This is a genomic window from Streptomyces sp. NPDC089424 (assembly GCF_044749345.1).
Classification (GTDB): Bacteria; Actinomycetota; Actinomycetes; order Streptomycetales; family Streptomycetaceae; genus Streptomyces.
Genome location: NZ_JBIVHU010000007.1, coordinates 256,390 through 281,559, shown reverse-complemented (window position 1 = coordinate 281,559; position 25,170 = coordinate 256,390). Strand labels below are relative to the sequence as shown.

Sequence of the window (25,170 nt, the reverse complement as noted above, 5' to 3'; positions counted from 1 at the left end):
CACGCCGAACGCCGAGGGCGCCCGTCTCCCCAGGGAGGCGGGCGCCCTCGGCGTAGTGCCGTGTGCGCGCTCGGGTCACTGGGCGCCGGGACGCACCAGACCGCTCTCGTAGGCGTACACCGCGGCCTGCACCCGGTCGCGCAGCCCCAGCTTGGTCAGGACATGGCCCACGTGCGTCTTGACCGTGGTCTCGCTGACGAACAGGTCGGCCGCGATCTCGGCGTTCGACAGACCGCGCGCGACCAGCTTCAGCACCTCCACCTCGCGATCGGTGAGCGTGCCCAGGGTGTCGGGCACCGGCTCCTCGCCGGACGGCAGATGCGTGGCGTACTTGTCGAGCAGACGGCGCGTGATGCTCGGGGCGAGCATCGCCTCACCGGCCGCGACCACCCGGATCGCCTGCACCAGTTCGTTCGCGGGGGCGTCCTTGAGCAGGAAGCCGCTGGCGCCGGCCCGCAGGGCCTCCACCACGTACTCGTCGAGGTCGAAGGTGGTCAGCACCAGCACCTTCGCCGGGCCGTCCCGGCCGGGGCCGGTGATCTGCCGGGTCGCCTCCACGCCGTCCATGCGCGGCATGCGGATGTCCATCAGGACCACGTCGGGCTGCAGCGCCCGCACCTGGTCGAGTGCCTGCAGGCCGTCTCCGGCCTCGCCGACGACCGCGATGTCCTGTTCGGCCTCCAGGATCATCCGGAAGCCCGTACGCAGCAGCGGCTGGTCGTCGACCAGTAGGACGCGGATGGCCACGTAAGTCTCCTTCGCTAGTCCGGCCCCATTCTGCCCTGCTCCACCGCGGGGGATTCCGGCGCCCTCGCCGGGCCGGGCAGGACGTCGCCGACGGCGGGGCGCACCGGCAGGGGATAGGGCGGGGGAGTGCCGCCGAACTCCGGACAGTGGGCCTGGTGGTCGCACCAGCCGCACAGCTTGGTCGGGCGGGGCCGCCAGTCGCCGGTCTCGGTGGCCGCACGGATCGCCTCCCACAGCGCGAGCAGCTTGCGCTCCACCCGCTCCAGGTCGGCACGGACCGGGTCGTAGGTCAGCACGTCACCGCTGCCGAGGTAGACGAGCTGGAGCCGGCGCGGGATCACCTGCTTCAGCCGCCAGACGACCAGCGCGTAGAACTTCATCTGGAACAGGGCGCCCTCGGCGTACTCGGCCCGGGGCGCCTTGCCCGTCTTGTAGTCCACGATCCGGACCTCGCCGGTCGGCGCCACGTCGACCCGGTCGATGATCCCGCGCAGCCGCAGTCCCGAGTCCAGCTCCGTCTCGACGAACAGCTCCCGCTCCGCGGGCTCCAGCCGCGTCGGGTCCTCCAGCGTGAACCAGCGCTCGACGAGCTGCTCCGCCTCCGTCAGCCAGCCGGCCAGCCGCTCGCCCTGCGGATCGTCGGCGAACAGCTCCTCGACCTCCGGCCTGCTCTCGCGCAGCCGCTGCCACTGGCCGGGGACGAGCGCCTTGGCGCGCGGCGGGGTGCGCTCCGCCGCGGGGGCGTCGAAGAGGCGCTCCAGGACCGAGTGGACGAGGGTGCCCCGGGTCGCCGCCGCGCTGGGCTTCTCGGGCAGCCGGTCGATCACCCGGAACCGGTACAGCAGCGGGCACTGCATGAAGTCGCCGGCACGTGAGGGGGACAGGGAGGTAGGCGCCATGGCGACGGTCCCGGTGACCGCGGTGGCCGTCTCGGCCGCCGTCGCCTCGGTCGCCGTCGCCTCGACCGCCGCCGTCGGGCCGTCGGCCGTAGGCTCGACCACGACGGACGGATCCGGATCCGTGGCCGCCTCGGCGCTCCCGCCGGATGGGGGCCGCTGCTGCGCGCCCTCGGTGCTGGTGTCCATGTCCACAGACGATACGGCCCGCCACCGACAGTGACCCGGCCTCCGGTCATGACGGGGCGACGACGGGGAAAACAGAGGGGGTGCCGGGGCGGAACGTGCCCCGACGGACGCATACCATCGACCCGAGACCCTTCCGCCCGGCAGGTGCGGGAGACGCTGCGAACGAGGGGACACCGTGGACGAGAGCGGCGGGAGCGGGCAGCCGCGGCCGGGCACCGACGAGGCGCACCGGCACCAGCCGGACCGTGCGACCCCGGCCACGGACTCCCCACGCCCTGACGATCCCGGGCCCGGGCCCGCCGGCGCCGAGCCGGACCCCGCGGGCCGAGCCCCGCAGGCCGGCACCGGCGACGACCGGCCGGACCGGCCGGACGACACCCACGGCCCCGACGCCCACGGAGGCGACGACCGCACCACCGGCGGGCGTCACGAGCAGCACGGCGCCTCCCACCCCCACGAGGCCCACCGCACCCTCGCCCACTCCGCCCCCGGCAAGGGCCCCGCACCCCAGCGCGCCCCCGAACCCCGGGGCGGCCTGCTGATGGGACGCCCGTTCGGGGTGCCGGTGTACGTCGCGCCCAGCTGGTTCCTGGTGGCCGCCCTGATCACCTGGGTGTTCGGCGGGCAGCTGGAGCGTGTGCTGCCCGAGCTGGGCGCCGCCCGCTATCTGGTCTCCCTCTTCTTCGCCGTCGCCTTCTACGCCTCCGTGCTCGTGCACGAGCTGGCCCACACGGTGGCGGCCCTGCGCTACAAACTGCCGGTGCGCCGCATCCAGCTCCAGTTCTTCGGCGGGGTCTCCGAGATCGAGAAGGAGGCCGAGACACCGGGCCGGGAGTTCGTCCTCGCCTTCGTGGGACCGCTCCTGTCCCTCGTGCTGGCCGGCCTCTTCTACCTGGCCCTGCAGCCGGTCGAGCCCGGCACGGTGCCCGGCGTCCTGCTGGCCGGTCTGATGATCTCCAACCTCATCGTGGCCGCCTTCAACCTCCTGCCCGGCCTCCCGCTCGACGGCGGCCGGATGCTCCGCGCCGTCGTCTGGAAGATCACCGGCAGGCCGATGAGCGGCACCGTCGCCGCCGCCTGGGTCGGCCGCGCCCTCGCCGTCTCCGTGCTGATCGGGCTCCCGCTGCTCACCCAGTCCGGCGCGCTCGGCCGCGACGCCGTGGACAACGTCGGCATGGACACCGTGATGGACGCCCTGCTGGCCGCCATCCTCGCCGCGATCATCTGGACCGGCGCGGGCAACAGCCTGCGCGTCGCCCGGCTGCGCGAGCACCTCCCGGAGCTGCGCGCCCGCGCGCTCACCCGCCGCGCGGTGCCGGTCGAGAGCGACACCCCCCTCTCGGAGGCGCTGCGGCGTGCCAACGCCGCGGGCGCCCGCGCCCTGGTCGTCGTCGACGCCGACGGCGACCCCGTCTCGCTGGTCCGCGAGGCCGCCATCGTCGGCGTCCCCGAACACCGCCGCCCCTGGGTCGCGGTGAGCGGCCTCGCCCAGGACATCACCGACGGCATGCGGGTCTCCGCCGAACTGGCCGGCGAGGACCTCCTGGAGGTGCTCCGGGCCACCCCCGCCACCGAGTACCTGGTGGTCGAGGACACCGGAGAGATCTACGGCGTGCTGTCCGCGGCGGACGTCGAGCGGGCCTTCGTCAAGGCCATGGCCAGGCCCTCCTAGTGGTCGGCGGCCCCCGCAATCGCCGGTAGGCTGTTCACATGTCCGAACCGACCGGTGCCGCCCGCAGGCGCGGGCCCTTCAAGGTCGGGGACCAGGTTCAGCTGACCGACCCCAAGGGCCGCCACTACACGTTCACGCTCGAGGCCGGGAAGAACTTCCACACCCACAAGGGTTCCTTCCCGCACGACGAACTGATCGGCGCTCCCGAGGGCAGCGTTGTCCGCACCACCGGAAACGTCGCCTACCTCGCGCTGCGCCCCCTGCTCCCCGACTACGTCCTGTCCATGCCCCGTGGGGCAGCCGTCGTCTATCCCAAGGACGCGGGGCAGATCCTCTCCTTCGCCGACATCTTCCCCGGCGCGCGCGTCGTGGAGGCCGGCGTCGGCTCGGGGTCGCTCAGCAGCTTCCTGCTGCGGGCCATCGGCGACCAGGGCATGCTGCACAGCTACGAGCGCCGCGCGGACTTCGCCGAGATCGCCCAGGCCAACGTGGAGCGCTACTTCGGCGGCCCGCACCCGGCCTGGCAGCTCACCGTCGGCGACCTCCAGGACAACCTGTCGGACACCGACGTCGACCGCGTCATCCTCGACATGCTCGCCCCGTGGGAGTGCCTGGAGGCCGTCTCCAAGGCGCTCGTCCCCGGCGGCATCCTGTGCTGCTACGTCGCGACCACCACGCAGCTCGCCCGGACCGTCGAGTCCATCCGTGAGGTCGGCTCCTTCAACGAGCCGACCTCCTGGGAGACGATGATCCGCAACTGGCACGTCGAGGGTCTCGCCGTCCGCCCGGACCACCGGATGATCGGCCACACCGGCTTCCTCCTCACCGCCCGTCGCCTGGCAGACGGCGTCGAGCCGCCCATGCGCCGCCGCCGCCCCGCCAAGGGCGCCTACGGCGAGGACTACTCCGGCCCCAACGCCGATGGAGGCATGGGCCGCTGAGGCGGCTGTTCCGCGTACAACGTGTCGGCGCCGTGGCCGAGTTCCCGCACACCGCAGGGAACGCGGCCACGGCGCCGACACGTTGACGCACCGGAAGACGCCCACCTCACAAGGGCCGACCCCCGCCGTTCCCCCGCACTGTGACGTGTGGCACCATGCTGGCCACCCCCACCGGCACAGCCCTCACAGGAGACACTCCTCGTGCAGCAACCCGCCGTTCCGGAACTGGCACACACGCACACCCGGCCCATCCACTGGGTCGCCACCGCGACCGCCGTCGCCGGTGTCGTCGCCCTGTCGTCGCTGCTGCCGCCGGACTCGGCGACCGCCGCACAGGCGCCGGGCCGCCCCGCGCGGCCGGCCGCCGCGCCGCCCGCCACCGAGGGCGTCGGCTTCCCCCTCGAATGCGGGCCCGTGAAGGCCGTGGTGGAGAGGAAGGCGTCCGGGGACCTCGACGGCGACGGGCGGCCGGAAACGGTCGCCGTGGTGCACTGCGACGCGGGCATCAGCACACCCCCCGACGGCGTGTACGTCCTCACCCACGGCGACGGCGCGACCGGCCCCCGGGTGGTTGCCACGCTCGTCGACCCCAAGGACCGCACCACCGTCCGCGACTTCGCCGTCCGGGACGGAGCCGTCCTCGCGACGCTGCTCGGCTACTCCTCCACGGACGTCCCGACCTGCTGTCCGGACGTGACGGAGGCGGCGAAGTGGCAGTGGCGCAACGGGGCGTTCGTCCGCTCGTCACCGGCCGACGCCCGCAGCGTCTGACGCACGCAACCGAGCCGTGTGAGAAATCAGACAGTCATCACGGGGCGTAAGGATCCAGTCACTGTGCGTCCGGGCCGTAGACCTCGACCCTGTCCGAAACCCGTCGCACATGGATGCAGTCGCCCGGACACTCCTTCGCCGAGTCGATCACATCCGTGAGGAGCGGCAGCGGTACGGGCGTTGTGGCCCCCCGGGCCTGCAACAGCTCGTCGCCCTCGCCCTTCACATAGGCCAGGCCGTCGATGTCCAGCTCGAACACCTCCGGCGCGTACTGGGCGCAGATGCCGTCGCCGGTACAGAGATCCTGGTCGATCCAGACCTCGAGTGCCTCGCCGTCGACTCCGGCCTCCTGCTGCACGGTCACCTCTCCTGCCGATTGCCCACCCGGCCGTACGGGAATCCGGCCAGCTCTGACGGGTGTTGAACGCTTCGACCCTACCTTCGCTCGCTTTCGTATCCCGTTCGCTGGGTATTCCCCTGGCGTGAGGGAGAGCGCAAGGGTGAAGATCGGACACACCCCGACAGTCTTTGTGATCTAGGGGTTTCAATCGACACCCACCCAGGTAGGGTCTGGAAGCGTCCAGCTCCCCTTGGAGGAGGTGAGGACCGTGGCAGCCCACGACGACGACATGAACCGCGGCATCCGCCCGGGACGCGGGTCCGACGACCCGGCCGGGCAGATTGCCTACCTTGAGCAGGAGATCGCCGTCCTGCGACGCAAGCTCGCCGACTCTCCGCGGCACACGAGGATTCTCGAAGAGCGGATCGTCGAGCTGCAGACCAACCTGGCCGGCGTGTCCGCGCAGAACGAGCGACTCGCCAACACGCTCCGTGAGGCCCGTGACCAGATCGTGGCCCTCAAGGAAGAGGTCGACCGGCTGGCCCAGCCGCCGGCCGGCTTCGGAGTCTTCCTGCAGGCGATCGAGGACGGCACGGCCGACATCTTCACGGGGGGCCGCAAGCTCCGCGTGAACGTCAGCCCCAGCGTCGACCTCGAGGACCTGCGGCGCGGCCAGGAAGTAATGCTCAACGAGGCGCTCAACGTGGTCGAGGCCATGGAGTACGAGCGTGTCGGGGACATCGTCACCCTCAAGGAGATCCTGGAGGACGGCGAGCGCGCCCTGGTGCTCGGGCACACCGACGAGGAACGGGTGGTACGGCTCGCCGAGCCGCTGCTGGACGTCACCATCCGCCCCGGCGACGCCCTGCTGCTCGAACCCCGATCCGGCTACGTCTACGAGATCGTTCCCAAGAGCGAGGTCGAGGAGCTCGTCCTCGAAGAGGTCCCCGACATCGGCTACGAGCAGATCGGCGGTCTCGGCGGCCAGATCGAGGCCATCCGCGACGCGGTCGAGCTGCCGTACCTCTACCCGGACCTGTTCAAGGAGCACGAACTGCGCCCGCCCAAGGGCGTGCTGCTCTACGGGCCGCCCGGATGCGGCAAGACGCTCATCGCCAAGGCCGTCGCCAACTCGCTGGCCAAGAAGGTCGCCGAGGTCACCGGCCAGGCCGCCGGCAAGAGCTTCTTCCTGAACATCAAGGGCCCCGAGCTGCTGAACAAGTACGTCGGTGAGACGGAGCGGCAGATCCGCCTCGTCTTCCAGCGGGCCCGGGAGAAGGCCAGCGAGGGCACCCCCGTCATCGTCTTCTTCGACGAGATGGAGTCCCTCTTCCGTACCCGCGGCTCCGGTGTCAGCTCGGACGTGGAGAACACCATCGTCCCGCAGCTGCTCGCCGAGATCGACGGTGTGGAGGGCCTGCAGAACGTGGTCGTGATCGGTGCCTCCAACCGTGAGGACATGATCGACCCCGCGATCCTGCGCCCCGGCCGGCTCGACGTGAAGATCAAGATCGAGCGTCCGGACGCCGAGGCGGCCAAGGACATCTTCGGCAAGTACCTCACCGAGCGCCTCCCGCTGCACTCCGACGACGTGACCGAGCACGGCAACGACAAGTCCATGACGGTCCAGAGCATGATCCAGACCGCGGTGGAACACATGTACGCCGAATCCGAGGAGAACCGCTTCCTCGAGGTGACGTACGCCAATGGCGACAAGGAAGTCCTGTATTTCAAGGACTTCAATTCCGGCGCCATGATCGAGAACATCGTCGGCCGGGCCAAGAAGATGGCGATCAAGGACTTCCTGGAGCACAACCAGAAGGGCCTGCGCGTCTCCCATCTCCTCCAGGCCTGCGTGGACGAGTTCAAGGAGAACGAGGACCTGCCCAACACCACGAACCCGGACGACTGGGCCCGCATCTCCGGCAAGAAGGGCGAACGGATCGTGTACATCCGTACGCTCATCACCGGAAAGCAGGGCGCGGACACCGGACGCTCCATCGACACGGTGGCGAACACCGGTCAGTACCTGTAAAAGGCAGGGCGGCTGCGGGTGCCCTCAGCGGGTACCCGCAGCCGACTGTTTTTCGGGCCACGGCTGGAGCACAGCAATGACGCAAATGATCTCCCCACCAGCGCAAAGGCGTTCTAGGCTCTTCCGTACCGCCGGATCGCGCAGTGCGGGGACGGGCACCGCACACGCAGCCGAGCGCCAGCGGTATCTGAGCGGCGTCCACGACCGAGGGCACCGCCGGGCAAGGAGGGCCGCATGACCGTACGGCGAGTAATGGGCATCGAGACGGAGTACGGAATCTCCGTCCCCGGCCACCCCAACGCCAATGCCATGCTCACCTCGTCCCAGATCGTCAACGCCTACGCGGCGGCGATGCACCGGGCCCGCCGGGCCCGCTGGGACTTCGAGGAGGAGAATCCGCTGCGCGACGCACGGGGCTTCGACCTCGCCCGTGAGGCCGCCGACTCCAGCCAGCTCACCGACGAGGACATCGGCCTCGCCAACGTCATCCTGACCAACGGGGCGCGTCTCTACGTGGACCACGCACACCCCGAGTACAGCGCTCCCGAGGTGACCAACCCCCGCGACGCCGTGCTCTGGGACAAGGCCGGTGAGCGGATCATGGCGGAGGCCGCCGAGCGGGCCGCCCAGCTGCCCGGCGCCCAGCAGATCCACCTCTACAAGAACAACACCGACAACAAGGGCGCCTCCTACGGCACGCACGAGAACTACCTGATGAAGCGGGAGACCCCCTTCTCGGACATCGTGCGCCACCTGACGCCCTTCTTCGTCTCCCGCCAGGTCTTCGCCGGAGCGGGCCGCGTCGGCATCGGCCAGGACGGGCACGAGCACGGCTTCCAGCTGAGCCAGCGCGCGGACTACTTCGAGGTCGAGGTCGGCCTGGAGACCACGCTCAAGCGCCCGATCATCAACACGCGCGACGAGCCGCACGCCGACGCGGAGAAGTACCGCCGGCTGCACGTGATCATCGGTGACGCGAACCTGTCGGAGATCTCGACCTACCTCAAGCTGGGCACCACGGCCCTCGTGCTGTCCATGATCGAGGACGGCTTCATCGCCGTCGACCTGGCCGTCGACCAGCCGGTACGCACCCTGCACCAGGTCTCCCACGACCCCTCGCTCCAGCGCCTCGTCACGCTCCGCAGCGGCCGGACGCTGACCGCGGTCCAGTTGCAGATGGAGTACTACGAGCTGTCCCGCAAGTACGTCGAGGAGCGCTTCGGGGCCGACGCCGACGAGCAGACCAAGGACGTCCTGCAGCGCTGGGAGGACACCCTCAACCGGCTGGAGCACGATCCGATGAGCCTGTCCGGCGAGCTGGACTGGGTCGCCAAGCGGGAGCTGATGGAGGGCTACCGGCGCCGTGACAGCCTCGACTGGGACGCCGCCCGGCTGCACCTGGTCGACCTCCAGTACGCGGACGTACGCCCAGACAAGGGCCTGTACAACCGTCTGGTCTCGCGCGGCCGGATCAAGCGGCTGCTGACCGAGGAGGACGTCGAGCGGGCGAAGTCCAAGCCGCCGGAGGACACCCGGGCCTACTTCCGCGGGCGCTGCCTGGAGCAGTACGCCGACGACGTGGCCGCGGCCTCCTGGGACTCGGTGATCTTCGACCTGCCCGGCAGGGACTCTCTGCAGCGGGTTCCAACCCTGGAACCGCTTCGCGGAACGCGTAATCACGTCAAGGAGCTCCTGGACCGCTGCCGCACCGCGGAAGACCTGGTCAAGGTCCTCAGCGGCGGCTGAGCGGGTACTCGGGCGGGTCCGGGCGCAAGGGTGGAAATCCCGGCGCCCGGGAATCATCGAGGTGGCCCCCGTACGTTGCAGAAACTGCGGGGCCATTGTCGGACCCGGCTTGTAGGGTCTGATCATGACCGATCGGCAGCGATGCCGAACATTCGGGCGAACCGAGCGGGGTGAGGGTTATGGCGACCAAGGACACCGGCGGCGGACAGCAGAAGGCGACGCGCTCCACCGAGGAGGTCGAGGAGCAGGCGACCGAGGCGCAGGCTTCGGAGGACCTCAAGGAGCGACACGAGAAGCTCTCGGACGACGTGGACTCGGTACTCGACGAGATCGACGACGTCCTGGAGGAGAACGCAGAGGACTTCGTGCGGTCCTTCGTGCAAAAGGGTGGGCAGTAGCCCACTCGTCCTTCGGATCGAAGGTCGGCGGGGGTGTGGTTGTTCGGCACCCGGCAGACGTGGCGCTGCGCGCGGCCCGGTGAGTCCGAGCCGCGCGTGGCCTCCCCGGGATCTGCCGGAAGGCTTCCGCCGTTCATGTGGATCACTGCCGTGAGCCGGGTAGGGTCCGTGGCGTACCTTGCATCAACTGCGATACCTGCTGACTACTTGGAAGGAAACGCGTGGAAGCCAACACTCGTAGCACCGGGCGTCTACCAGCTGCCTTCCTGACGCCTGGATCCTCCTCCTTCATGGACTTCCTGGCCGAGCACCAGCCGGAGCTGCTGCCCGGCAAGCGGCAACTGCCACCCACCCAGGGTGTGATCGAGGCGCCGCACGGCACCACGATCGTGGCGGTGACGTTCCCGGGCGGTGTCGTCCTGGCCGGTGACCGCCGCGCCACCATGGGCAACGTCATCGCGCAGCGCGACATCGAGAAGGTCTTCCCGGCGGACGAGTACTCGGCCGTCGGCATCGCGGGCACGGCCGGTCTCGCCGTCGAGATGGTCAAGCTCTTCCAGCTGGAGCTGGAGCACTTCGAGAAGGTCGAGGGCGCCCAGCTGTCCCTGGAGGGCAAGGCGAACCGGCTGTCGACCATGATCCGTTCCAACCTCGGCATGGCCATGCAGGGCCTGGCCGTGGTGCCGCTCTTCGCCGGCTACGACGTCGACCGCGACAAGGGCCGCATCTTCTCCTACGACGTCACGGGCGGCCGCTCCGAGGAGCAGGGCTTCGCGGCCACGGGCTCCGGCTCGATCTTCGCGCGCGGCGCCATGAAGAAGCTCTACCGCGAGGACCTGACCGAGGAGCAGGCCACGACCCTCGTGGTCCAGGCCCTCTACGACGCGGCAGACGACGACTCGGCGACCGGTGGTCCCGATGTCGCCCGCCGGATCTACCCGATCGTCACCGTGATCACCGAGGACGGCTTCCGCCGGCTCACCGAGGACGAGGGCTCCGCGATCGCCCGCTCGATCCTGGAGCGCCGGATGGAGCAGCCCGACGGCCCGCGGGCCGCGCTGCTGTAGCCGGCGGCCCGTGGTGTCCGAGGGTGGTCCAGTGACTTCGACAGAAAGGGACGGATAACCGGTGTCGACGCCGTTCTATGTCTCACCTCAGCAGGCCATGGCCGACCGGGCGGAGTACGCCCGCAAGGGCATCGCCCGGGGCCGCAGCCTGGTCGTGCTGCAGTACGCCGACGGCATCGTCTTCGTCGGCGAGAACCCGTCCCGCGCGCTGCACAAGTTCAGCGAGATCTACGACCGGATCGGCTTCGCCGCCGCCGGCAAGTACAACGAGTACGAGAACCTGCGCATCGGCGGCGTCCGCTACGCCGACCTGCGCGGCTACACCTACGACCGCGACGACGTGACCGCCCGCGGCCTGGCCAACGTCTACGCGCAGACGCTGGGCACGATCTTCTCCAGCGCGGCCGAGAAGCCGTACGAGGTGGAGCTGGTCGTCGCCGAGGTCGGCGAGACGCCCGAGGGCGACCAGATCTACCGGCTGCCGCACGACGGCTCCATCGTGGACGAGCACGGCTCGGTCGCGGTGGGCGGCAACGCCGAGCAGATCAGCGGTTACCTGGACCAGCGCCACCAGGACGGCATGACCCTCGCCGAGGCGCTCGAGCTGGCCGTGCAGGCCCTGTCCCGTGACACCAACGGCAGCCAGCGGGAGATCCCCGCCGAGCGCCTGGAGGTGGCGGTGCTGGACCGTACGCGCCCGCAGCAGCGCAAGTTCCGCCGGATCACCGGCCGGCAGCTCGGCCGGCTGCTGGAGGCCGGCGGCGCCTCGTCGGCCGCGGAGGCCGAGGACGAGGCGGGCGAGGACGAGTAGTGCGCCGGCGGCCCCGTCGCCCGCCCGACTCCCGTGACGGATGCCCCGGTCGCAAGCGACCGGGGCATCCGGCGTTCAGCGCGCCGGTGGCGGCGCCGTGGAGCCCCGTACGACCAGTTCGACGGGGATGTCCCCGCCCTCGGGCTCCCGGCCCTCCAGGACCGCCAGCATGGCCCGCATGCCCCGTTCCCCGAACAGCTCGGCGTCCAGGCGCACGGTCGTCAGCTCCGGGTCGATCGCGGTGGCCAGGGCGAGGTCGTCCAGGCCGGTGACGGAGACGTCGTCGGGGACGCGCAGACCGAGCCGCCGTACGGCCTTGTAGGCGCCCGCGGCCAGCTTGTCGTCGTCGCAGACGACCGCGGTGGCCCGGCGGCTCCTGAGCGCGGCCTCGGCGGCGCCCAGGGCGTCGTCGATGGAGATGGGCGCGCGGGCCGTGCCCAGGGTGGTCCCGGGGACGGCCGCGACCCGCTCGGCGAGCTCCCGGGCGCGGACCTCGAAGGTCCAGGACGGCACGTCGGCCGCCAGGTGCAGGAAGTGCCGGTGGCCGAGGCCCAGCAGGTGCTCGGTGACCTGGCGGACACCGTCGGCGATGTCGAGGTTGACCGTGGCCGCGCCGAGGCTGCCCGCCGGGTCGCTGTCGAGCATCACCAGGGGCAACTGGTCGCCGCGGAGGGCGGTGAGGGCGTCGGCCGCCATGGAGGAGGCGATGACGCCGTCCAGGGCGGCCTGGGCGGACGCGAAGGGGTCGCGGGCGGGCCCGACGCCCTCGGGGGAGGGGTAGAGCACCAGGCCGAAGCCGTGCTCGGCGGCGACGCGGGCGGCCCCGGTGTAGACGCCGGCGAAGAACTCGGTGGTGAGGGCGGGGACGACCAGCAGGACCGTGCGGGTGTGGCCGAGGCGCAGGTTGCGGGCGGCGAGGTTGGGGCGGTAGCCCAGGTCGCGGGCGGCCTCCCGGACCCGCTGCGCCGTCGCCTCGGAGACGCGGCCGCGCCACTTCTCGCCCAGCACCAGCGAGACCGCGGCCTGCGAGACACCGGCGGCCTCGGCGACGTCCCGGCTCGTGGGGCGGGTGCCGGCTCGTGCCACTCGGCCTGCTCCTTCGAACGCGTGGGGTCCGGGCCTCGCCTGGACGGGTGAACAGCGCACATGGTACGTATGGAAGTGGACGTTATACGTAACACTTCGGCGGAGGGCGGGGTCATGGCCGCGGGATACGGGGAGATCCTCAAGGCGAAACACGCCGCGAGACTGCTGACCGGCACGCTCGTGGGCCGACTGCCGAACGCCACCGCCGCGATCGCGATCGTGCTGTTCATCCGTGCCGAGGGCGGGTCCTACAGCCTGGCCGGCGCCCTCGCGGCCGTGTACGGCGTCGCCAACGCGGTGGGCCAGCCCCTGCTGGGGCGGCTGGTCGACCTGCACGGCCAGCCCCGGATCCAGCTGCCCGCCGCACTGCTCTCGGCGCTCGCCATGGCCGCCTTCGCCTTCAGCGGCACCGGGGCGCCCGCGCTCTCCTACGCGGCCGTCGCCGCCTCCGGGCTCTTCACACCGCCCCTGGAGGGCGGTCTGCGCGCGCTGTGGCCCTCCGTGCTGCACCGCGAGGACCAGGTCCACAAGGCGTACGCCATGGACGCGGTGGCCCAGGAAGTCATGTTCACGGTCGGACCGCTGCTGGTGACGCTCTGCGTGTCCCTGTGGTCGGCACAGGCCGCGCTGCTGGTGCTGAACGTCCTGGGCGTCCTCGGCGCGCTCTCCGTGGTGCTGTCGCCGCCCTCACGCGCCTGGCGGTCGGCGCCGCGCGAGGCGCACTGGCTGGGCGCGCTGCGCTCGCCGGGGCTGCTGGTCCTGCTGGCCGCGTTCCTGTTCGTCGGCGTGGCACTGGGCTCCATCACGGTCGCCGCGGTGTCCTACGCGGACGGCCGGGGCGGGGACGCGGTGTACGGCGCGCTGATGGCGGCCCTGGGGCTCGGCGCGCTGGTCGGCGGGATCGGCTACGGGGCGCGGGAGTGGCCCGGTTCCCCCGAACGGCGACTGCGGGTCCTGGTGGGTCTTCTGGCGGTCTGTTACCTGCCCCTGACGCTGATGCCGGGCCCGGTCGCGATGGCGGCCCTGTCCGGGCTGGCCGGCGTCTTCCTGGCACCGGCCATCGCGTGCGCCTTCGTCATCGTCGACCGGCACGCCCCGCGCGGGACCGTCACCGAGGCTTTCTCCTGGCTTGTGACGACGTTCACCGTGGGCGCCTCGGTCGGAACGGGGCTGGCCGGGCCCGTCGTCGAGCGGGGCGGGGCGCTGTGGGGCTTCGCCGTGCCGGGCGCGGCGGGAGCCGTGTCGTTGCTGGTTCTGCTGGCCACGGGGCGGGTCCTCGCAGCTCCCGCCCGGACGGCGGTCGTTGCGGCTTCATCGGAAAATGATCCAAATCGTGCTGCCGAACCCCGTTTCAGTTCAGGGGATCGGGCGTAATGTTCAGTCATGGACCGCCGCATTTTCGGGCTGGAGAACGAGTACGGCGTCACGTGCACGTTCAGGGGACAGCGCCGTCTGTCGCCTGACGAGGTGGCGCGGTACCTCTTCCGCCGTGTCGTGTCATGGGGCCGCAGCAGCAATGTCTTTCTGCGGAACGGCGCCCGCCTCTATCTCGACGTGGGATCACATCCGGAATACGCGACACCCGAATGTGACAACGTGATCGAGCTGGTCACCCACGACAAGGCCGGCGAGCGCATTCTCGAAGGACTGCTGGTGGACGCCGAACGACGCCTGCACGAGGAAGGAATCGCGGGCGACGTCTACCTCTTCAAGAACAACACCGACTCCGCCGGCAACTCCTACGGCTGCCACGAGAACTATCTGGTGGCCCGCCACGGGGAGTTCTCCCGGCTGGCGGACATCCTCATCCCGTTCCTCGTCACCCGGCAGCTGCTGTGCGGCGCCGGCAAGGTGCTGCAGACGCCGCGCGGGGCCGTGTACTGCGTCAGCCAGCGCGCCGAGCACATCTGGGAGGGCGTCTCGTCGGCGACGACCCGCTCCCGGCCCATCATCAACACCCGCGACGAACCGCACGCGGACGCCGAGCGCTACCGCCGGCTGCACGTCATCGTCGGCGACTCGAACATGTCCGAGACGACCATGCTGCTCAAGGTCGGCGCCACCGACCTGGTACTGCGCATGATCGAGGCGGGCACGGTGATGCGCGACCTCACCCTGGAGAACCCCATCCGGGCGATCCGCGAGGTCAGCCACGACATAACGGGCCGGCGCAAGGTGCGGCTGGCCAGCGGCCGGGAGGCCTCGGCGCTGGAGGTGCAGCGCGAGTACTTCGAGAAGGCCGTCGACTTCTGCGAGCGCCGCGGCATCCGCACCGGCGTCGTCGAACAGGTGCTTGAGCTCTGGGGCCGTACGCTCGACGCGATCGAGGCCGAGGACCTGGACCGGATCGGCACCGAGATCGACTGGGTCATGAAGTACAAGCTCATCGAGCGGTACCGGGCAAAGCACAACATGACCATGTCGAATCCGCGGGTCGCCCAGATAGACCTCGCCTATCACGACATCCACCGCCGTCGTGGCCTCTACTACCTGCTGGAGAAAAAGGGCCAAGCCGCCCGGATCTGCAACGATTTGAAGATCTTCGAAGGCAAGTCGGTCCCGCCGCAGACCACTCGGGCCCGGCTGCGCGGCGACTTCATCCGGCGGGCCCAGGAACAGCGCCGGGACTTCACCGTCGACTGGGTGCACCTCAAGCTCAACGACCAGGCCCAGCGGACCGTGTTGTGCAAGGACCCGTTCCGTTCGGTGGACGACCGGGTGGAGAAGCTGATCGCCGGTATGTGAGCCATGTGTTCCGAGTGAAGCCGGAACGCCACACGGGCGCCGTACGTTTCCCGTACGGCGCCCTTCTCACACCGTAGAGTTGCGCGCACGCCATCAACAAGATCGACCGATTACGAGGCCCCCACCGTGCGCCGACGCTCATTGCTCATCGCCGTTCCCGCTGGACTCGCCACACTCGCCGCCTGCGGCGACGAAGGGTCCGACTCCGGCAAGGCCAGCGACACCGCGTCGCCCTCGGACCCGGCCTCGCCCTCCGCCGCGCCGTCACCGAAGATCGTCGACGGCCCGCTGCCGGCGATCACCGCGGGCGCGAAGTTCGGCGAGAAGCCCACGGTGGCCAAGGGCAGCGGCGAGCCGTCGAAGGACCTCGCCGTGAAGACCGTGATCGCGGGCGGTGGCCGCACCGTCGCGGAGAACGACTACCTCGTGGCCAACTACCTGGGCCAGGTCTGGTCCACCGCGAAGGTCTTCGACAACTCCTACGACCGCAAGACGCCGCTGCTCATCCAGCTCTCCCAGGGCAGCATCATCGACGGCTGGCGCTACGGGCTGGCGGGCAAGAAGACCGGCAGCCGCGTCCAGATGGCCGTGCCCCCCGCCTGGGGGTACGGCGAGCAGGGCAACCCGCAGGCGGGCATCAAGGGCACCGACACGCTCGTGTTCGTCATCGACATCGAGGACACGTACAACGCGAGCAGCTCCGCCAAGGGCACCGACGTCGCGCAGGACGACGCGGACCTGCCCAAGGTCGGTACCAACACCGACGGCAAGGCCCCCTCCATCGAGATCCCCAAGACCGACGCGCCGACCGAGCTGGTGGCGACCTACGTCATCGAGGGCGACGGCGAGGAGCTGAGCGCCGACAGCACCGTCCTCGTCCAGTACAAGGGCGTGCTCTGGGACACCGGCAAGGAGTTCGACTCGTCGTACAGCCGCAAGGCGCTGACCTCCTTCTCGCTCCAGCAGGTCGTCAAGGGCTGGTCGCAGGGCCTGACCGGCAAGAAGGTCGGCAGCCGGGTCCTCGTCGTCGTCCCGCCGGAGCTCGGGTACGGCGACAACCCGCCGCAGGGCAGCGGCATCGAGAAGGACTCGACGCTGGTCTTCTCGGTGGACATCCTCGCGGCCATGTGATCGCCGGGAATGCAAGACTGTGCGTGTTCGCCTTTCCACACACGAGCAGGAGCTGAAGACGTGAGCATCGACAAGCCCGAGATCGACTTCCCGGGCGGCGAGCCCCCGGCGGACCTCGAGATCAAGGACATCTGGGAAGGCGACGGCCCCGTTGCGCAGGCCGGCCAGACGGTCAGCGTGCACTACGTCGGTGTCGCCTTCAGCACGGGCGAGGAGTTCGACGCCAGCTGGAACCGCGGTACGCCGTTCCGCTTCCCGCTGGGCGGCGGCCGCGTCATCGCCGGCTGGGACCAGGGCGTGCAGGGCATGAAGGTCGGCGGCCGCCGCCAGCTGACCATCCCGGCCCACCTCGCCTACGGCGACCAGAGCCCGACCCCGGCCATCAAGCCCGGTGAGACCCTGATCTTCGTGGTCGACCTGCTCGGCGTCTGAGCAGGACCGACCGGAGTCGATCACCTGGGGCCCATGCCTGTCCGGGCATGGGCCTCGGCTTTTGCCACGGCCCCGCGGAGCGGTACGGTCAACGATCGGAAGCACCTTAGGGAAGGGCGTCGATGGCCATTGCCAAGGCCGAGCGGCTGATGAACCTGGCGCTGTGTCTGCTGGGGACGCGCCGGCCGCTCAGCAAGCGTGAGCTTCGAGAATCCATCGAGGCCTATCTCGAAGCGGGCAGCGACGACTCCTTCAACCGGATGTTCGAGCGGGACAAGGACGACCTGCGCGAGCTCGGCCTGGTCATCGAGACCGTGGAGAACCTCGACGGCGAGGTCGGCTACCTGGCCCGCCGCGACAGCAACCGCCTCCCGCCCATCACCCTGGACGCCGAGGAGGCCGCCGCCCTGGGCCTGGCCGCCAAGGTCTGGCAGCAGGCCCGGCTGGCCGGCGCGGCCAGCGGCGCCCTGCAGAAGCTGCGCGCCGCCGGTCTGCCCGAGGACGTCGACCCCTACGAGGCGCACGGCGCCCTGGAGCCGCGCATCCCCGTGCACGAGGCCGCCTTCGAGCCGCTGATGCTGGCCTGCCGTGACCGCCGCCCCGTCGTCTTCGAGTACCGCAAGGCGAACGCCGCCCACCCCGAGGCCCGGCAGGTCGAACCGTGGGCACTGGAGTGCTGGCGCGGCCACTGGTACCTCGCCGGCTGGGACCGGGAGCGCGGCGCCGAGCGGGTCTTCCGGCTCTCCCGGATCACCGGCAGGGTGCGCGCCCGTGCGGGCCGCTACACCGCGCCGGTCCCGGACGTCGTCACCGTGCGCGAGACCGTCGCCGGATGGGCCGGTGAGACGGCCGACCGCAGCGCCCGGATCCGGCTGCGCTCCGGCGCCGGGTACCCGCTGCGGGCGAAGGCGACCGCCGTGCGGGAACTCGGCGACGGCTGGGACGAGTTGGAGATTCCGTACGGGCACGGACTGGACGCCTGGCTGGTCGAGTTCGGACCGGACGTGGTGGTCATCGAGCCCGCGGAGCTGCGGGCCGACGTGGTGGACCGGCTGCGTGCCGTGGCCAAGGGCTGAGGGGGAGCGGAAGAGGACTGTGGCCGGCAAACCGACGAGGCCCACGAACGCCATCGACCAGACCCGGCGGATGCTCTCCCTGGTGACCTACCTCAGAGAGCGTCCCGGAGCCCGGGTCGAGGACGTCGCCCGCGCCTTCGGGATCACCGAGGACGAGCTGGTCTCCGACCTCGACCTGCTGCCCATGTGCGGCACCAGCTTCCGCGGCGGGGACCTGCTCGACATCGACACCGACGGCGAGCGCATCTGGTGGCACAACCCGGCCGCCCTCGGCGCCGACGCGGCCGAGCCGCTGCGTCTCGCCGCCGACGAGGCGACCGCCCTGCTGGTCGCCGCCCGGGCCGTGTCCACCCTGCCCGGCCTGCGCGAGAGCGACCGGCAGGCGCTGCTGCGCGCCACCGCCAAGGTGGAGGCCTCGGCCGGCGAGGCGGCCGGAGCCAGCTCCCGGCTGTCGGTGACCTTCGAGTCCGAGGGCGGGGTCTTCGCCGACGTCGACCGGGCGATCTCGGAGCGCCGCAGGTTGTGGATCCGCTACTACTCACCGGCCCGCGACGAGGTCACCGAGCGTGAGGTCGACCCGATCCGCCTGGTCAGTGTCGGCCACACCTATGTCGAGGGCTGGTGCTACCGCTCGGAGGCGCGTCGCACCTTCCGGCTCGACCGGGTCGCCGAGATCAAGGTCCTCGACGAGCCCTCCGCACCGCCCGAGATCGAGCTGCGGGACCTGTCGGAGGGGCTCGTGCAGCCCGCCGCCGAGGACCCGGAGGTCGTCGTCGAGGTCGGCCCCGGCGGCCGCTGGGTGGCCGAGTACTACCCGCACGACACCGCGGACGAGCTGGCGGACGGCGGACTGCGTATCACCCTGCGCACGCCCGACCCGGCGTCGCTGCGCCGCCTCGCCCTGCGGCTCGGTCGGGACGGCCGGATCGTGGCGCCGCCGGAGCTGGCCGACAGCGCCCGGCAGGCGGCCCGCGAGGCGCTGGCGGCGTACGACGACGGGATCGAGCCGGCCCTTCCGGCGGGCGGAGATCCGGACGACGCGGCACACGACAGTCAGGAGCAGGGACTTTGAGCGAGCCGGCGGCCGGGGTGCGGGAGATGACGGTGGCGTCCGCGTTCGCGGGGATGAGAGGCGTGGCTCCCGTGGTGTTCAGAGCCGGCTGCCCGGACTGCCGGGGCCGCTTCGAGCTGGCCGCGGGTGCCCTGCGGCTGGCCATCGGCGCCACCAGCCGTACGACGTTCTACTCGTTCACCTGCCCCGACTGCGGCGCCTCGGTGCGCAAGCCGGCGGGGGAGCGGGTGGTGGAGCTGCTCACCGGCGGCGGGGTCCGGACCCTGCGGCTGCACTCCGCGCTGTAGCGGTGTCGGCGCACCCCGTGCGCGTCCGACCGTGGACGAGGCCCTAGGCTCAGGGGCATGTTCTGGCCGATGTTCGCGGTAGCCGTGGGTTTCCTGGGAATCGCCGTTCTCGGCGTGCTCGCCGTCCGGGTCTTCCTGGAGGCCCAGCGCCTGGGCAGGCAGGTCGCGGACTCCGCGCGCCGTATCAACCGCGCCGCGGAGGAGCTGGAGCAGGCCGCGGCCCACACGGCACGGTCCGTCGACACCCTGTGAGCGGCCGCTGACCTGGCCGGACCCGGCCCGTGAATCCGGTGCTTGGTGTCCGTTTGGGCCGCTTCGCCCTGTCAACTTCCCCCACGCGGAAGGTACGCTGCTGATCGCGGCCCGGAAAACGAGGCCCGGGCCGTGGACCGGGAGTACGCACAGGGATTGCTTCACGTTCACCCCTGAGCGTTACGATCGCTGCCAGCACGGTCGTTCGGATTCTCCTGTCCGACCGGTCGGACAGCACCCACCCGCCCGCCTCGGTGAGAAGGTAAAGACTTATGTTCGGAAGGCTCGGAGCCCCCGAGATCATTCTCATCCTCGTCGTCATCATCCTGCTGTTCGGCGCGAAGAAGCTTCCGGACATGGCTCGCTCGCTCGGCAAGTCGGCGCGGATCCTGAAGAGCGAGGCCAAGGCGATGAAGGACGACAGCAAGTCCTCCGCCCCCGCCGACCCGCCGCACACCGACGAGCAGCAGGCCGCCCCGTCTCAGCGCATCATCCAGGCCTCGCCCGGCGACGTGTCCAGCTCCCGCCCGGTCAACGAGCCGACGGACACGACCAAGCGCTGACGCAGGGCCGGTGACCCCCCGGCCTGCCGCACGAGATGGGAATGTGGGTTGCTGAAGCCTGCCCGCGACAAGGAGAAGGATCCCGAGGGGCGGATGCCCCTCGCGGAGCACCTGCGTGAGCTCCGCAACCGGCTCGCGAAGGCCCTGCTGGCGATCGTCGGTGTCACGGTCGTCGCCGCCTTCTTCTACAACGACATCATCAACTTCTTCACCGAGCCGATCCTCGACTCGGTGGGTTGCTCCCAGTCGTTCGAGGAGCTGGCCAGGGCGTCCGCCGACAACGCCAAGAACACGGAGCCCTGCGCGCAGATCACGATCAACGGTCTGCTCGCGCCGTTCACCCTGGCCCTGAAGGTCTCCCTGATGGCAGGCGTCGTACTGGCCTCGCCGGTCTGGCTCTACCAGCTGTGGGCCTTCATCGCCCCGGGACTGCACCGGCACGAGAAGAAGTACGCGTACGCGTTCGTCGGCACGGGTGCACCGCTGTTCCTCTGTGGCGCGTTCTTCGCCTACAAGGTGCTGCCCACCACCGCCAACGTGCTGATCGAGTTCACCCCGTTCGGCGTCGACAACCTGCTGCCGCTCGACGACCTGCTGGACCTCGTCACCCGCATGGTGATCGTCTTCGGTCTCTCCTTCGAGCTGCCGCTGCTGCTGGTCATGCTCAACTTCAGCGGCGCCATCTCCGGCAAGCGGATGCTGGGCTGGTGGCGGGCGATGATCATGGGCATCACGGTGTTCGCCGCGATCGCCACGCCCAGCACCGACCCGCTCACCATGCTGGCGCTGGCCGGGCCGATCTGGATCCTGTACTTCGGCGCGGTGGCCGTCTCCCTGATCAACGACCGGCGCAGGCGCCGCCGCGAGGCGCTGGGGCCCGACGACGACGAGGCCTCCGAACTGGACCTCACCCCCGAGGAGATCGGCGAGGTCGAGACCGTCGGCGCGAGCCGCGCCCTGCCCGAGCAGCCGGGCAAGGACCGGATCAACGGATACGACGACGTGACCTGAGCCAACGGTTATGACGGCGTGATCCGCGGATCGCCGCCTGACTCGTAGGGTCACGGGGTGACCAGCGACGACATCACCCTCCTCGTCAACCCCACCGCGGGCCGCGGCCGGGGCGCCCACGCGGCGCACCCGGCCGCTTCCGCTCTGCGCGCGGCCGGGTTCACGGTGCGCGCGGTCACCGGACGGGACGCCGACGACGCCCTGGCACGCGCCCGTGCCGCCGTCGCGGACGGCACGGGCGCGCTGGTGGCCGTCGGGGGAGACGGCATGGCCCATCTCGCCCTCCAGGCCGTCGCCGGCACGGACACCCCGCTCGGTCTGGTCCCCGTCGGAACGGGCAACGACTTCGCCCGCGCCCTCGGCCTGCCGCTGCGCGACCCGGCCGGCGCCGGCCGGGTGATCGCCGAGGGCCTGAAGGACGGCGGGGTGCGGGACATCGACCTCGGACGGGTCGGCGAGCGCTGGTTCGGCACCGTCCTCGCCTCCGGCTTCGACTCGCGGGTCAACGACCGCGGCAACCGGATGCGGCTGCGGGCCGGGCGGTTCACCTACGACCTCGCGATGATCGCCGAACTGGCCGCGTTCCGCCCGTTCCCGTACCGGCTGACGCTGGACGGCGGCGAGGTCCGGGAGATCGAGGCGACGCTCGTGGCGGTCGGGAACGGGCCGTCGTACGGGGGTGGCATGCGGATCTGCCCCGACGCGGATCCCACCGACGGGCTCTTCGACATCACGGTGGTAGGCGACTGCACCCGCCGCACCCTGCTGCGGGTGTTCCCGACGGTGTACCGGGGGCGGCACGTCGACCATCCCAAGGTCACCGTCCACCGGGCGGCGCGGGTCGAGCTCGCGGCGGACCGGATCACCGGCTACGCCGACGGGGAGCCGCTCGGACCGCTGCCGCTGAGCGTGCGGTGCGTGCCGGGAGCGGTGCGCGTCGTGGGGCGCTGAGCTGGGCGGATCACCGTACTCACCGCAGCGGATCCGGATAATGATCGTCCTGTTGTCAGTGCGGGCCGGTACGCTCGAAAGCACGATGACTGAGGACCTCTCCCCGGCCGAGCGGTACGTGGCGGCGCGTCGGCGCGCCGCCGAGCAGGCCACAGCGCTCGCGTCCTTCCGCGAGATGTACGACTTCGGCCTCGACCCCTTCCAGATCGAGGCCTGCGAGGCACTCGAAGCGGGGAAGGGCGTGCTGGTGGCGGCGCCCACCGGCTCGGGCAAGACGATCGTCGGCGAGTTCGCCGTGCACCTCGCTCTCCAGCAGGGCAAGAAATGCTTCTACACGACGCCCATCAAGGCGCTGTCGAACCAGAAGTACAACGACCTGTCCCGGCGCTACGGCGCCGACAAGGTCGGCCTGCTCACCGGCGACAACAGCGTCAACTCCGACGCCCCGGTGGTCGTGATGACCACCGAGGTGCTGCGGAACATGCTCTACGCCGGCTCGCAGACACTGCTCGGCCTCGGCCATGTGGTGATGGACGAGGTGCACTACCTCTCCGACAGGTTCCGGGGCGCCGTATGGGAAGAGGTGATCATCCACCTTCCCGAGTCCGTGACGCTGGTGTCACTGTCCGCGACCGTCTCCAACGCCGAGGAGTTCGGCGACTGGCTCGACACCGTCCGCGGCGACACCGAGGTGATCGTCTCCGAGCACCGGCCGGTGCCGCTGTTCCAGCACGTGCTGGCCGGGCGCCGGATGTACGACCTGTTCGAGGAGGGCGAGGGCCACCGCAGGGCCGTCAATCCCGACCTCACGCGCATGGCGCGCATGGAGGCGAGCAGGCCGTCGTACCAGGACCGCAGGCGGGGCCGCGCGATGCGCGATGCCGACCGGGAGCGGGAGCGCCGGCAGCGGTCGCGGATCTGGACGCCGAGCCGCCCGGAGGTCATAGAACGGCTCGACAGCGAAGGGCTGCTGCCCGCCATCACGTTCATCTTCAGCCGCGCCGCGTGCGAGGCCGCCGTCCAGCAGTGCCTGCACGCAGGGTTGCGGCTGAACGACGAGGAGGCCCGGGAGCAGGTCCGGGCGCTGGTGGAGGAGCGCACCTCCTCGATCCCGGCCGAGGACCTGCACGTGCTCGGGTACTACGAGTGGCTGGAGGGCCTGGAGCGCGGCATCGCCGCCCACCACGCGGGCATGCTGCCGACGTTCAAGGAGGTCGTCGAGGAGCTGTTCGTGCGCGGGCTGGTGAAGGCGGTCTTCGCCACCGAGACGCTGGCCCTCGGCATCAACATGCCCGCGCGGTCCGTGGTCCTGGAGAAGCTCGTCAAGTGGAACGGCGAGCAGCACGCCGACATCACCCCGGGCGAGTACACGCAGTTGACGGGGCGTGCGGGGCGGCGCGGCATCGACGTCGAGGGTCACGCCGTGGTGCTGTGGCAGCGCGGGATGAACCCCGACCACCTCGCGGGGCTGGCCGGGACGCGCACGTATCCGCTGAAGTCCAGTTTCAAGCCGTCGTACAACATGGCGGTCAACCTGGTCGAGCAGTTCGGGCGGCATCGCTCGCGGGAGCTGCTGGAGACCTCGTTCGCGCAGTTCCAGGCCGACAAGTCGGTCGTCGGCATCTCGCGTCAGGTGCAGCGCAACGAGGAAGGTCTCGAAGGCTACAAGGAGTCGATGACCTGCCACCTCGGCGACTTCGAGGAGTACGCGCGGCTGCGGCGCGAACTGAAGGACCGCGAGACCGAGCTGGCGCGTCAGGGCGTGACGGAGCGGCGGGCCGAGGCGGCCGTCGCGCTGGAGAAGCTGCGGCCGGGCGATGTCATCCACGTGCCGACCGGGAAGTACGCCGGGCTCGCGCTGGTGCTGGATCCGGGGCTGCCGGCCGGCCGGTCCAACGGCCACCGGGGCTTCGAGTCCCACGACGGGCCGCGGCCCCTCGTGCTGACGGCGGAGCGGCAGGTCAAGAGGCTGGCGTCGATCGACTTCCCGGTTCCGGTCGAGGCGCTGGAGCGGATGCGGATCCCGAAGTCCTTCAACCCGCGCTCGCCGCAGTCCCGGCGGGATCTGGCGTCGGCGCTGCGCAGCAAGGCTGGGCACATCGCGCCGGAGCGGCAGCGCAAGCGGCGTTCGCAGGCGGCGGACGACCGGGAGATCGCACGGCTGCGGACGGCGCTGCGGGCCCACCCGTGCCACGGGTGCAACGACCGTGAGGACCACGCCCGTTGGGCCGAGCGCTACCACCGGCTGATGCGGGACACCTCGCAGCTGGAGCGGCGCATCGAGGGGCGTACGAACACCATCGCCCGGACGTTCGACCGGATCGTCGCGCTGCTGACCGAGCTGGACTACCTGCGCGGTGACGAGGTCACCGAGCACGGCAAGCGGCTGGCCCGGCTCTACGGCGAGCTGGACCTGCTTGCCAGCGAATGTCTGCGCGAGGGGGTCTGGGAAGGGCTTTCACCGGCGGAACTCGCCGGGTGCGTCTCGGCGTTGGTGTTCGAGGCGCGGGCCGGGGACGACGCGATGGCGCCCAAGCTGCCCTCGGGCAAGGCCAAGGCCGCGCTCGGTGAGATGGTGCGCATCTGGGGACGGCTGGACGCGCTGGAGGAGGACTTCCGGATCACGCAGACCGAGGGGGTCGGGCAGCGTGAGCCCGACCTCGGCTTCGCCTGGGCCGCGTACATGTGGGCCTCGGGCAAGGGGCTCGACGAGGTGCTGCGCGAGGCGGAGATGCCGGCGGGCGACTTCGTGCGCTGGTGCAAGCAGGTCATCGACGTGCTGGGGCAGATCAGTGCGGCGGCGCCGCAGGGCTCGACCGTGGTGAAGAACGCGCGCAAGGCCGTCGAGGGGTTGCTCCGGGGTGTGGTCGCCTACTCGTCGGTGGGATGACGGAGCACCGGGCGGGATGACGTAGTACCGGGCGGGCGCGGGGCGTGGCGGGGCGGGTCGC

The 25,170-nt window shown here is 70.8% G+C and carries 24 protein-coding genes and 1 pseudogene; 21 read left to right on the top strand and 4 right to left on the bottom strand.

Annotated elements, in window-relative coordinates; translation table 11 throughout:
• Nucleotides 1-75 precede the first annotated feature (75 nt).
• Nucleotides 76-747 carry a response regulator transcription factor gene (locus ACIP2X_RS28365; RefSeq protein WP_201840033.1) on the bottom strand — a complete coding sequence of 224 codons (672 nt, stop codon included), beginning with the start codon at nucleotides 745-747 and terminating at the stop codon, nucleotides 76-78.
• Nucleotides 748-761: 14 nt separating this feature from the next.
• On the bottom strand, nucleotides 762-1,832 hold the full coding sequence (locus ACIP2X_RS28360) for a RecB family exonuclease (protein ID WP_401677844.1): 1,071 nt from the start codon (nucleotides 1,830-1,832) through the stop codon (nucleotides 762-764).
• A gap of 175 nt (nucleotides 1,833-2,007) precedes the next feature.
• On the opposite strand from ACIP2X_RS28360, the gene ACIP2X_RS28355 reads away from it, so the two are divergent.
• From ACIP2X_RS28355 to ACIP2X_RS28345, 3 genes are all read left to right on the top strand, one after another.
• Nucleotides 2,008-3,504 carry a site-2 protease family protein gene (locus ACIP2X_RS28355; protein WP_401677841.1) on the top strand — a complete coding sequence of 499 codons (1,497 nt, stop codon included), beginning with the start codon at nucleotides 2,008-2,010 and terminating at the stop codon, nucleotides 3,502-3,504.
• A gap of 38 nt (nucleotides 3,505-3,542) precedes the next feature.
• Nucleotides 3,543-4,445, top strand: a complete 903-nt coding sequence (locus ACIP2X_RS28350; protein WP_401677838.1) for a tRNA (adenine-N1)-methyltransferase — start codon at nucleotides 3,543-3,545, stop codon at nucleotides 4,443-4,445.
• A gap of 201 nt (nucleotides 4,446-4,646) precedes the next feature.
• A complete protein-coding gene (locus tag ACIP2X_RS28345; protein ID WP_401677836.1) occupies nucleotides 4,647-5,216 on the top strand; it encodes a hypothetical protein in 570 nt (189 codons plus the stop codon).
• A gap of 58 nt (nucleotides 5,217-5,274) precedes the next feature.
• On the opposite strand, the gene ACIP2X_RS28340 is transcribed toward ACIP2X_RS28345, so the two are convergent.
• Nucleotides 5,275-5,580, bottom strand: coding sequence for a ferredoxin (locus ACIP2X_RS28340; RefSeq protein ID WP_401677834.1), 306 nt, complete (start codon nucleotides 5,578-5,580; stop codon nucleotides 5,275-5,277).
• A 244-nt stretch (nucleotides 5,581-5,824) separates the two neighbouring features.
• Here ACIP2X_RS28340 and arc point away from each other — a divergent pair, with 244 nt between their 5' ends.
• From arc to prcA, 6 genes and pseudogenes are all read left to right on the top strand, one after another.
• A complete protein-coding gene (arc, locus tag ACIP2X_RS28335) occupies nucleotides 5,825-7,591 on the top strand; it encodes a proteasome ATPase (protein ID WP_401677831.1) in 1,767 nt (588 codons plus the stop codon).
• Between the two features lie 234 nt (nucleotides 7,592-7,825).
• Complete coding sequence (dop, locus tag ACIP2X_RS28330; protein ID WP_401677828.1) at nucleotides 7,826-9,337, top strand: depupylase/deamidase Dop; 1,512 nt, start codon at nucleotides 7,826-7,828, stop codon at nucleotides 9,335-9,337.
• A gap of 179 nt (nucleotides 9,338-9,516) precedes the next feature.
• Entirely contained in the window at nucleotides 9,517-9,735 is a 219-nt protein-coding gene (locus ACIP2X_RS28325; RefSeq protein ID WP_393102727.1) for a ubiquitin-like protein Pup, read from the top strand.
• Nucleotides 9,736-9,818: 83 nt separating this feature from the next.
• Nucleotides 9,819-10,005 (top strand): annotated as a pseudogene (locus ACIP2X_RS28320) (endonuclease domain-containing protein); the annotation flags it as partial.
• Nucleotides 9,957-10,802, top strand: a complete 846-nt coding sequence (gene prcB / locus ACIP2X_RS28315) for a proteasome subunit beta (protein WP_401677823.1) — start codon at nucleotides 9,957-9,959, stop codon at nucleotides 10,800-10,802. The pseudogene ACIP2X_RS28320 and the gene prcB, both read left to right, overlap by 49 nt.
• Nucleotides 10,803-10,863: 61 nt before the next feature.
• Nucleotides 10,864-11,613 carry a proteasome subunit alpha gene (gene prcA / locus ACIP2X_RS28310; protein WP_401677820.1) on the top strand — a complete coding sequence of 250 codons (750 nt, stop codon included), beginning with the start codon at nucleotides 10,864-10,866 and terminating at the stop codon, nucleotides 11,611-11,613.
• Nucleotides 11,614-11,688: 75 nt separating this feature from the next.
• Here the strand turns inward: prcA and ACIP2X_RS28305 are convergent, their stop codons facing one another.
• Nucleotides 11,689-12,699 (bottom strand): LacI family DNA-binding transcriptional regulator, encoded by a 1,011-nt coding sequence (locus tag ACIP2X_RS28305; RefSeq protein ID WP_401677818.1) that lies wholly within the window; start codon nucleotides 12,697-12,699, stop codon nucleotides 11,689-11,691.
• A 114-nt stretch (nucleotides 12,700-12,813) separates the two neighbouring features.
• Between ACIP2X_RS28305 and ACIP2X_RS28300 the strand changes: the two genes are divergently transcribed.
• From ACIP2X_RS28300 to ACIP2X_RS28245, 12 genes are all read left to right on the top strand, one after another.
• Nucleotides 12,814-14,073 (top strand): MFS transporter, encoded by a 1,260-nt coding sequence (locus tag ACIP2X_RS28300; protein ID WP_401677815.1) that lies wholly within the window; start codon nucleotides 12,814-12,816, stop codon nucleotides 14,071-14,073.
• Between the two features lie 9 nt (nucleotides 14,074-14,082).
• Nucleotides 14,083-15,444, top strand: coding sequence for a Pup--protein ligase (pafA, locus tag ACIP2X_RS28295; RefSeq protein WP_401677812.1), 1,362 nt, complete (start codon nucleotides 14,083-14,085; stop codon nucleotides 15,442-15,444).
• 126 nt (nucleotides 15,445-15,570) lie between these two features.
• Nucleotides 15,571-16,575, top strand: a complete 1,005-nt coding sequence (locus ACIP2X_RS28290) for an FKBP-type peptidyl-prolyl cis-trans isomerase (RefSeq protein WP_401677809.1) — start codon at nucleotides 15,571-15,573, stop codon at nucleotides 16,573-16,575.
• A gap of 60 nt (nucleotides 16,576-16,635) precedes the next feature.
• Complete coding sequence (locus tag ACIP2X_RS28285) at nucleotides 16,636-17,007, top strand: FKBP-type peptidyl-prolyl cis-trans isomerase (protein WP_401677806.1); 372 nt, start codon at nucleotides 16,636-16,638, stop codon at nucleotides 17,005-17,007.
• 122 nt (nucleotides 17,008-17,129) lie between these two features.
• Nucleotides 17,130-18,083, top strand: coding sequence for a helix-turn-helix transcriptional regulator (locus tag ACIP2X_RS28280; protein WP_401677803.1), 954 nt, complete (start codon nucleotides 17,130-17,132; stop codon nucleotides 18,081-18,083).
• 19 nt (nucleotides 18,084-18,102) lie between these two features.
• A complete protein-coding gene (locus tag ACIP2X_RS28275) occupies nucleotides 18,103-19,155 on the top strand; it encodes a helix-turn-helix transcriptional regulator (RefSeq protein WP_401677801.1) in 1,053 nt (350 codons plus the stop codon).
• 26 nt (nucleotides 19,156-19,181) lie between these two features.
• Nucleotides 19,182-19,442 carry a hypothetical protein gene (locus ACIP2X_RS28270; protein ID WP_401678307.1) on the top strand — a complete coding sequence of 87 codons (261 nt, stop codon included), beginning with the start codon at nucleotides 19,182-19,184 and terminating at the stop codon, nucleotides 19,440-19,442.
• 57 nt (nucleotides 19,443-19,499) lie between these two features.
• The gene (locus tag ACIP2X_RS28265; RefSeq protein ID WP_401677799.1) at nucleotides 19,500-19,694 is read left to right on the top strand and encodes a hypothetical protein; all 195 of its coding nucleotides are present in this window, start codon (nucleotides 19,500-19,502) and stop codon (nucleotides 19,692-19,694) included.
• Between the two features lie 272 nt (nucleotides 19,695-19,966).
• Complete coding sequence (gene tatA / locus ACIP2X_RS28260; RefSeq protein ID WP_401677796.1) at nucleotides 19,967-20,257, top strand: Sec-independent protein translocase subunit TatA; 291 nt, start codon at nucleotides 19,967-19,969, stop codon at nucleotides 20,255-20,257.
• A 48-nt stretch (nucleotides 20,258-20,305) separates the two neighbouring features.
• Nucleotides 20,306-21,268, top strand: coding sequence for a twin-arginine translocase subunit TatC (gene tatC / locus ACIP2X_RS28255; RefSeq protein ID WP_401677793.1), 963 nt, complete (start codon nucleotides 20,306-20,308; stop codon nucleotides 21,266-21,268).
• 57 nt (nucleotides 21,269-21,325) lie between these two features.
• Complete coding sequence (locus tag ACIP2X_RS28250; RefSeq protein ID WP_401677791.1) at nucleotides 21,326-22,219, top strand: diacylglycerol kinase; 894 nt, start codon at nucleotides 21,326-21,328, stop codon at nucleotides 22,217-22,219.
• A 40-nt stretch (nucleotides 22,220-22,259) separates the two neighbouring features.
• Nucleotides 22,260-25,109 carry a DEAD/DEAH box helicase gene (locus tag ACIP2X_RS28245; RefSeq protein WP_401677788.1) on the top strand — a complete coding sequence of 950 codons (2,850 nt, stop codon included), beginning with the start codon at nucleotides 22,260-22,262 and terminating at the stop codon, nucleotides 25,107-25,109.
• The last annotated feature ends 61 nt before the right edge of the window (nucleotides 25,110-25,170 follow it).

What these genes read in the sequence shown, in the direction of transcription:
- ACIP2X_RS28360 (WP_401677844.1), bottom strand. Translation starts at nt 1,832, where the DNA reads ATGGACACCAGCACCGAGGGCGCGCAGCAGCGGCCCCCATCCGGCGGG.
- ACIP2X_RS28350 (WP_401677838.1), top strand. Translation starts at nt 3,543, where the DNA reads ATGTCCGAACCGACCGGTGCCGCCCGCAGGCGCGGGCCCTTCAAGGTC.
- dop (WP_401677828.1), top strand. Translation starts at nt 7,826, where the DNA reads ATGACCGTACGGCGAGTAATGGGCATCGAGACGGAGTACGGAATCTCC.
- ACIP2X_RS28325 (WP_393102727.1), top strand. Translation starts at nt 9,517, where the DNA reads ATGGCGACCAAGGACACCGGCGGCGGACAGCAGAAGGCGACGCGCTCC.
- ACIP2X_RS28300 (WP_401677815.1), top strand. Translation starts at nt 12,814, where the DNA reads ATGGCCGCGGGATACGGGGAGATCCTCAAGGCGAAACACGCCGCGAGA.
- pafA (WP_401677812.1), top strand. Translation starts at nt 14,083, where the DNA reads ATGGACCGCCGCATTTTCGGGCTGGAGAACGAGTACGGCGTCACGTGC.
- ACIP2X_RS28280 (WP_401677803.1), top strand. Translation starts at nt 17,130, where the DNA reads ATGGCCATTGCCAAGGCCGAGCGGCTGATGAACCTGGCGCTGTGTCTG.
- ACIP2X_RS28270 (WP_401678307.1), top strand. Translation starts at nt 19,182, where the DNA reads ATGACGGTGGCGTCCGCGTTCGCGGGGATGAGAGGCGTGGCTCCCGTG.
- ACIP2X_RS28265 (WP_401677799.1), top strand. Translation starts at nt 19,500, where the DNA reads ATGTTCTGGCCGATGTTCGCGGTAGCCGTGGGTTTCCTGGGAATCGCC.
- tatA (WP_401677796.1), top strand. Translation starts at nt 19,967, where the DNA reads ATGTTCGGAAGGCTCGGAGCCCCCGAGATCATTCTCATCCTCGTCGTC.
- ACIP2X_RS28245 (WP_401677788.1), top strand. Translation starts at nt 22,260, where the DNA reads ATGATCGTCCTGTTGTCAGTGCGGGCCGGTACGCTCGAAAGCACGATG.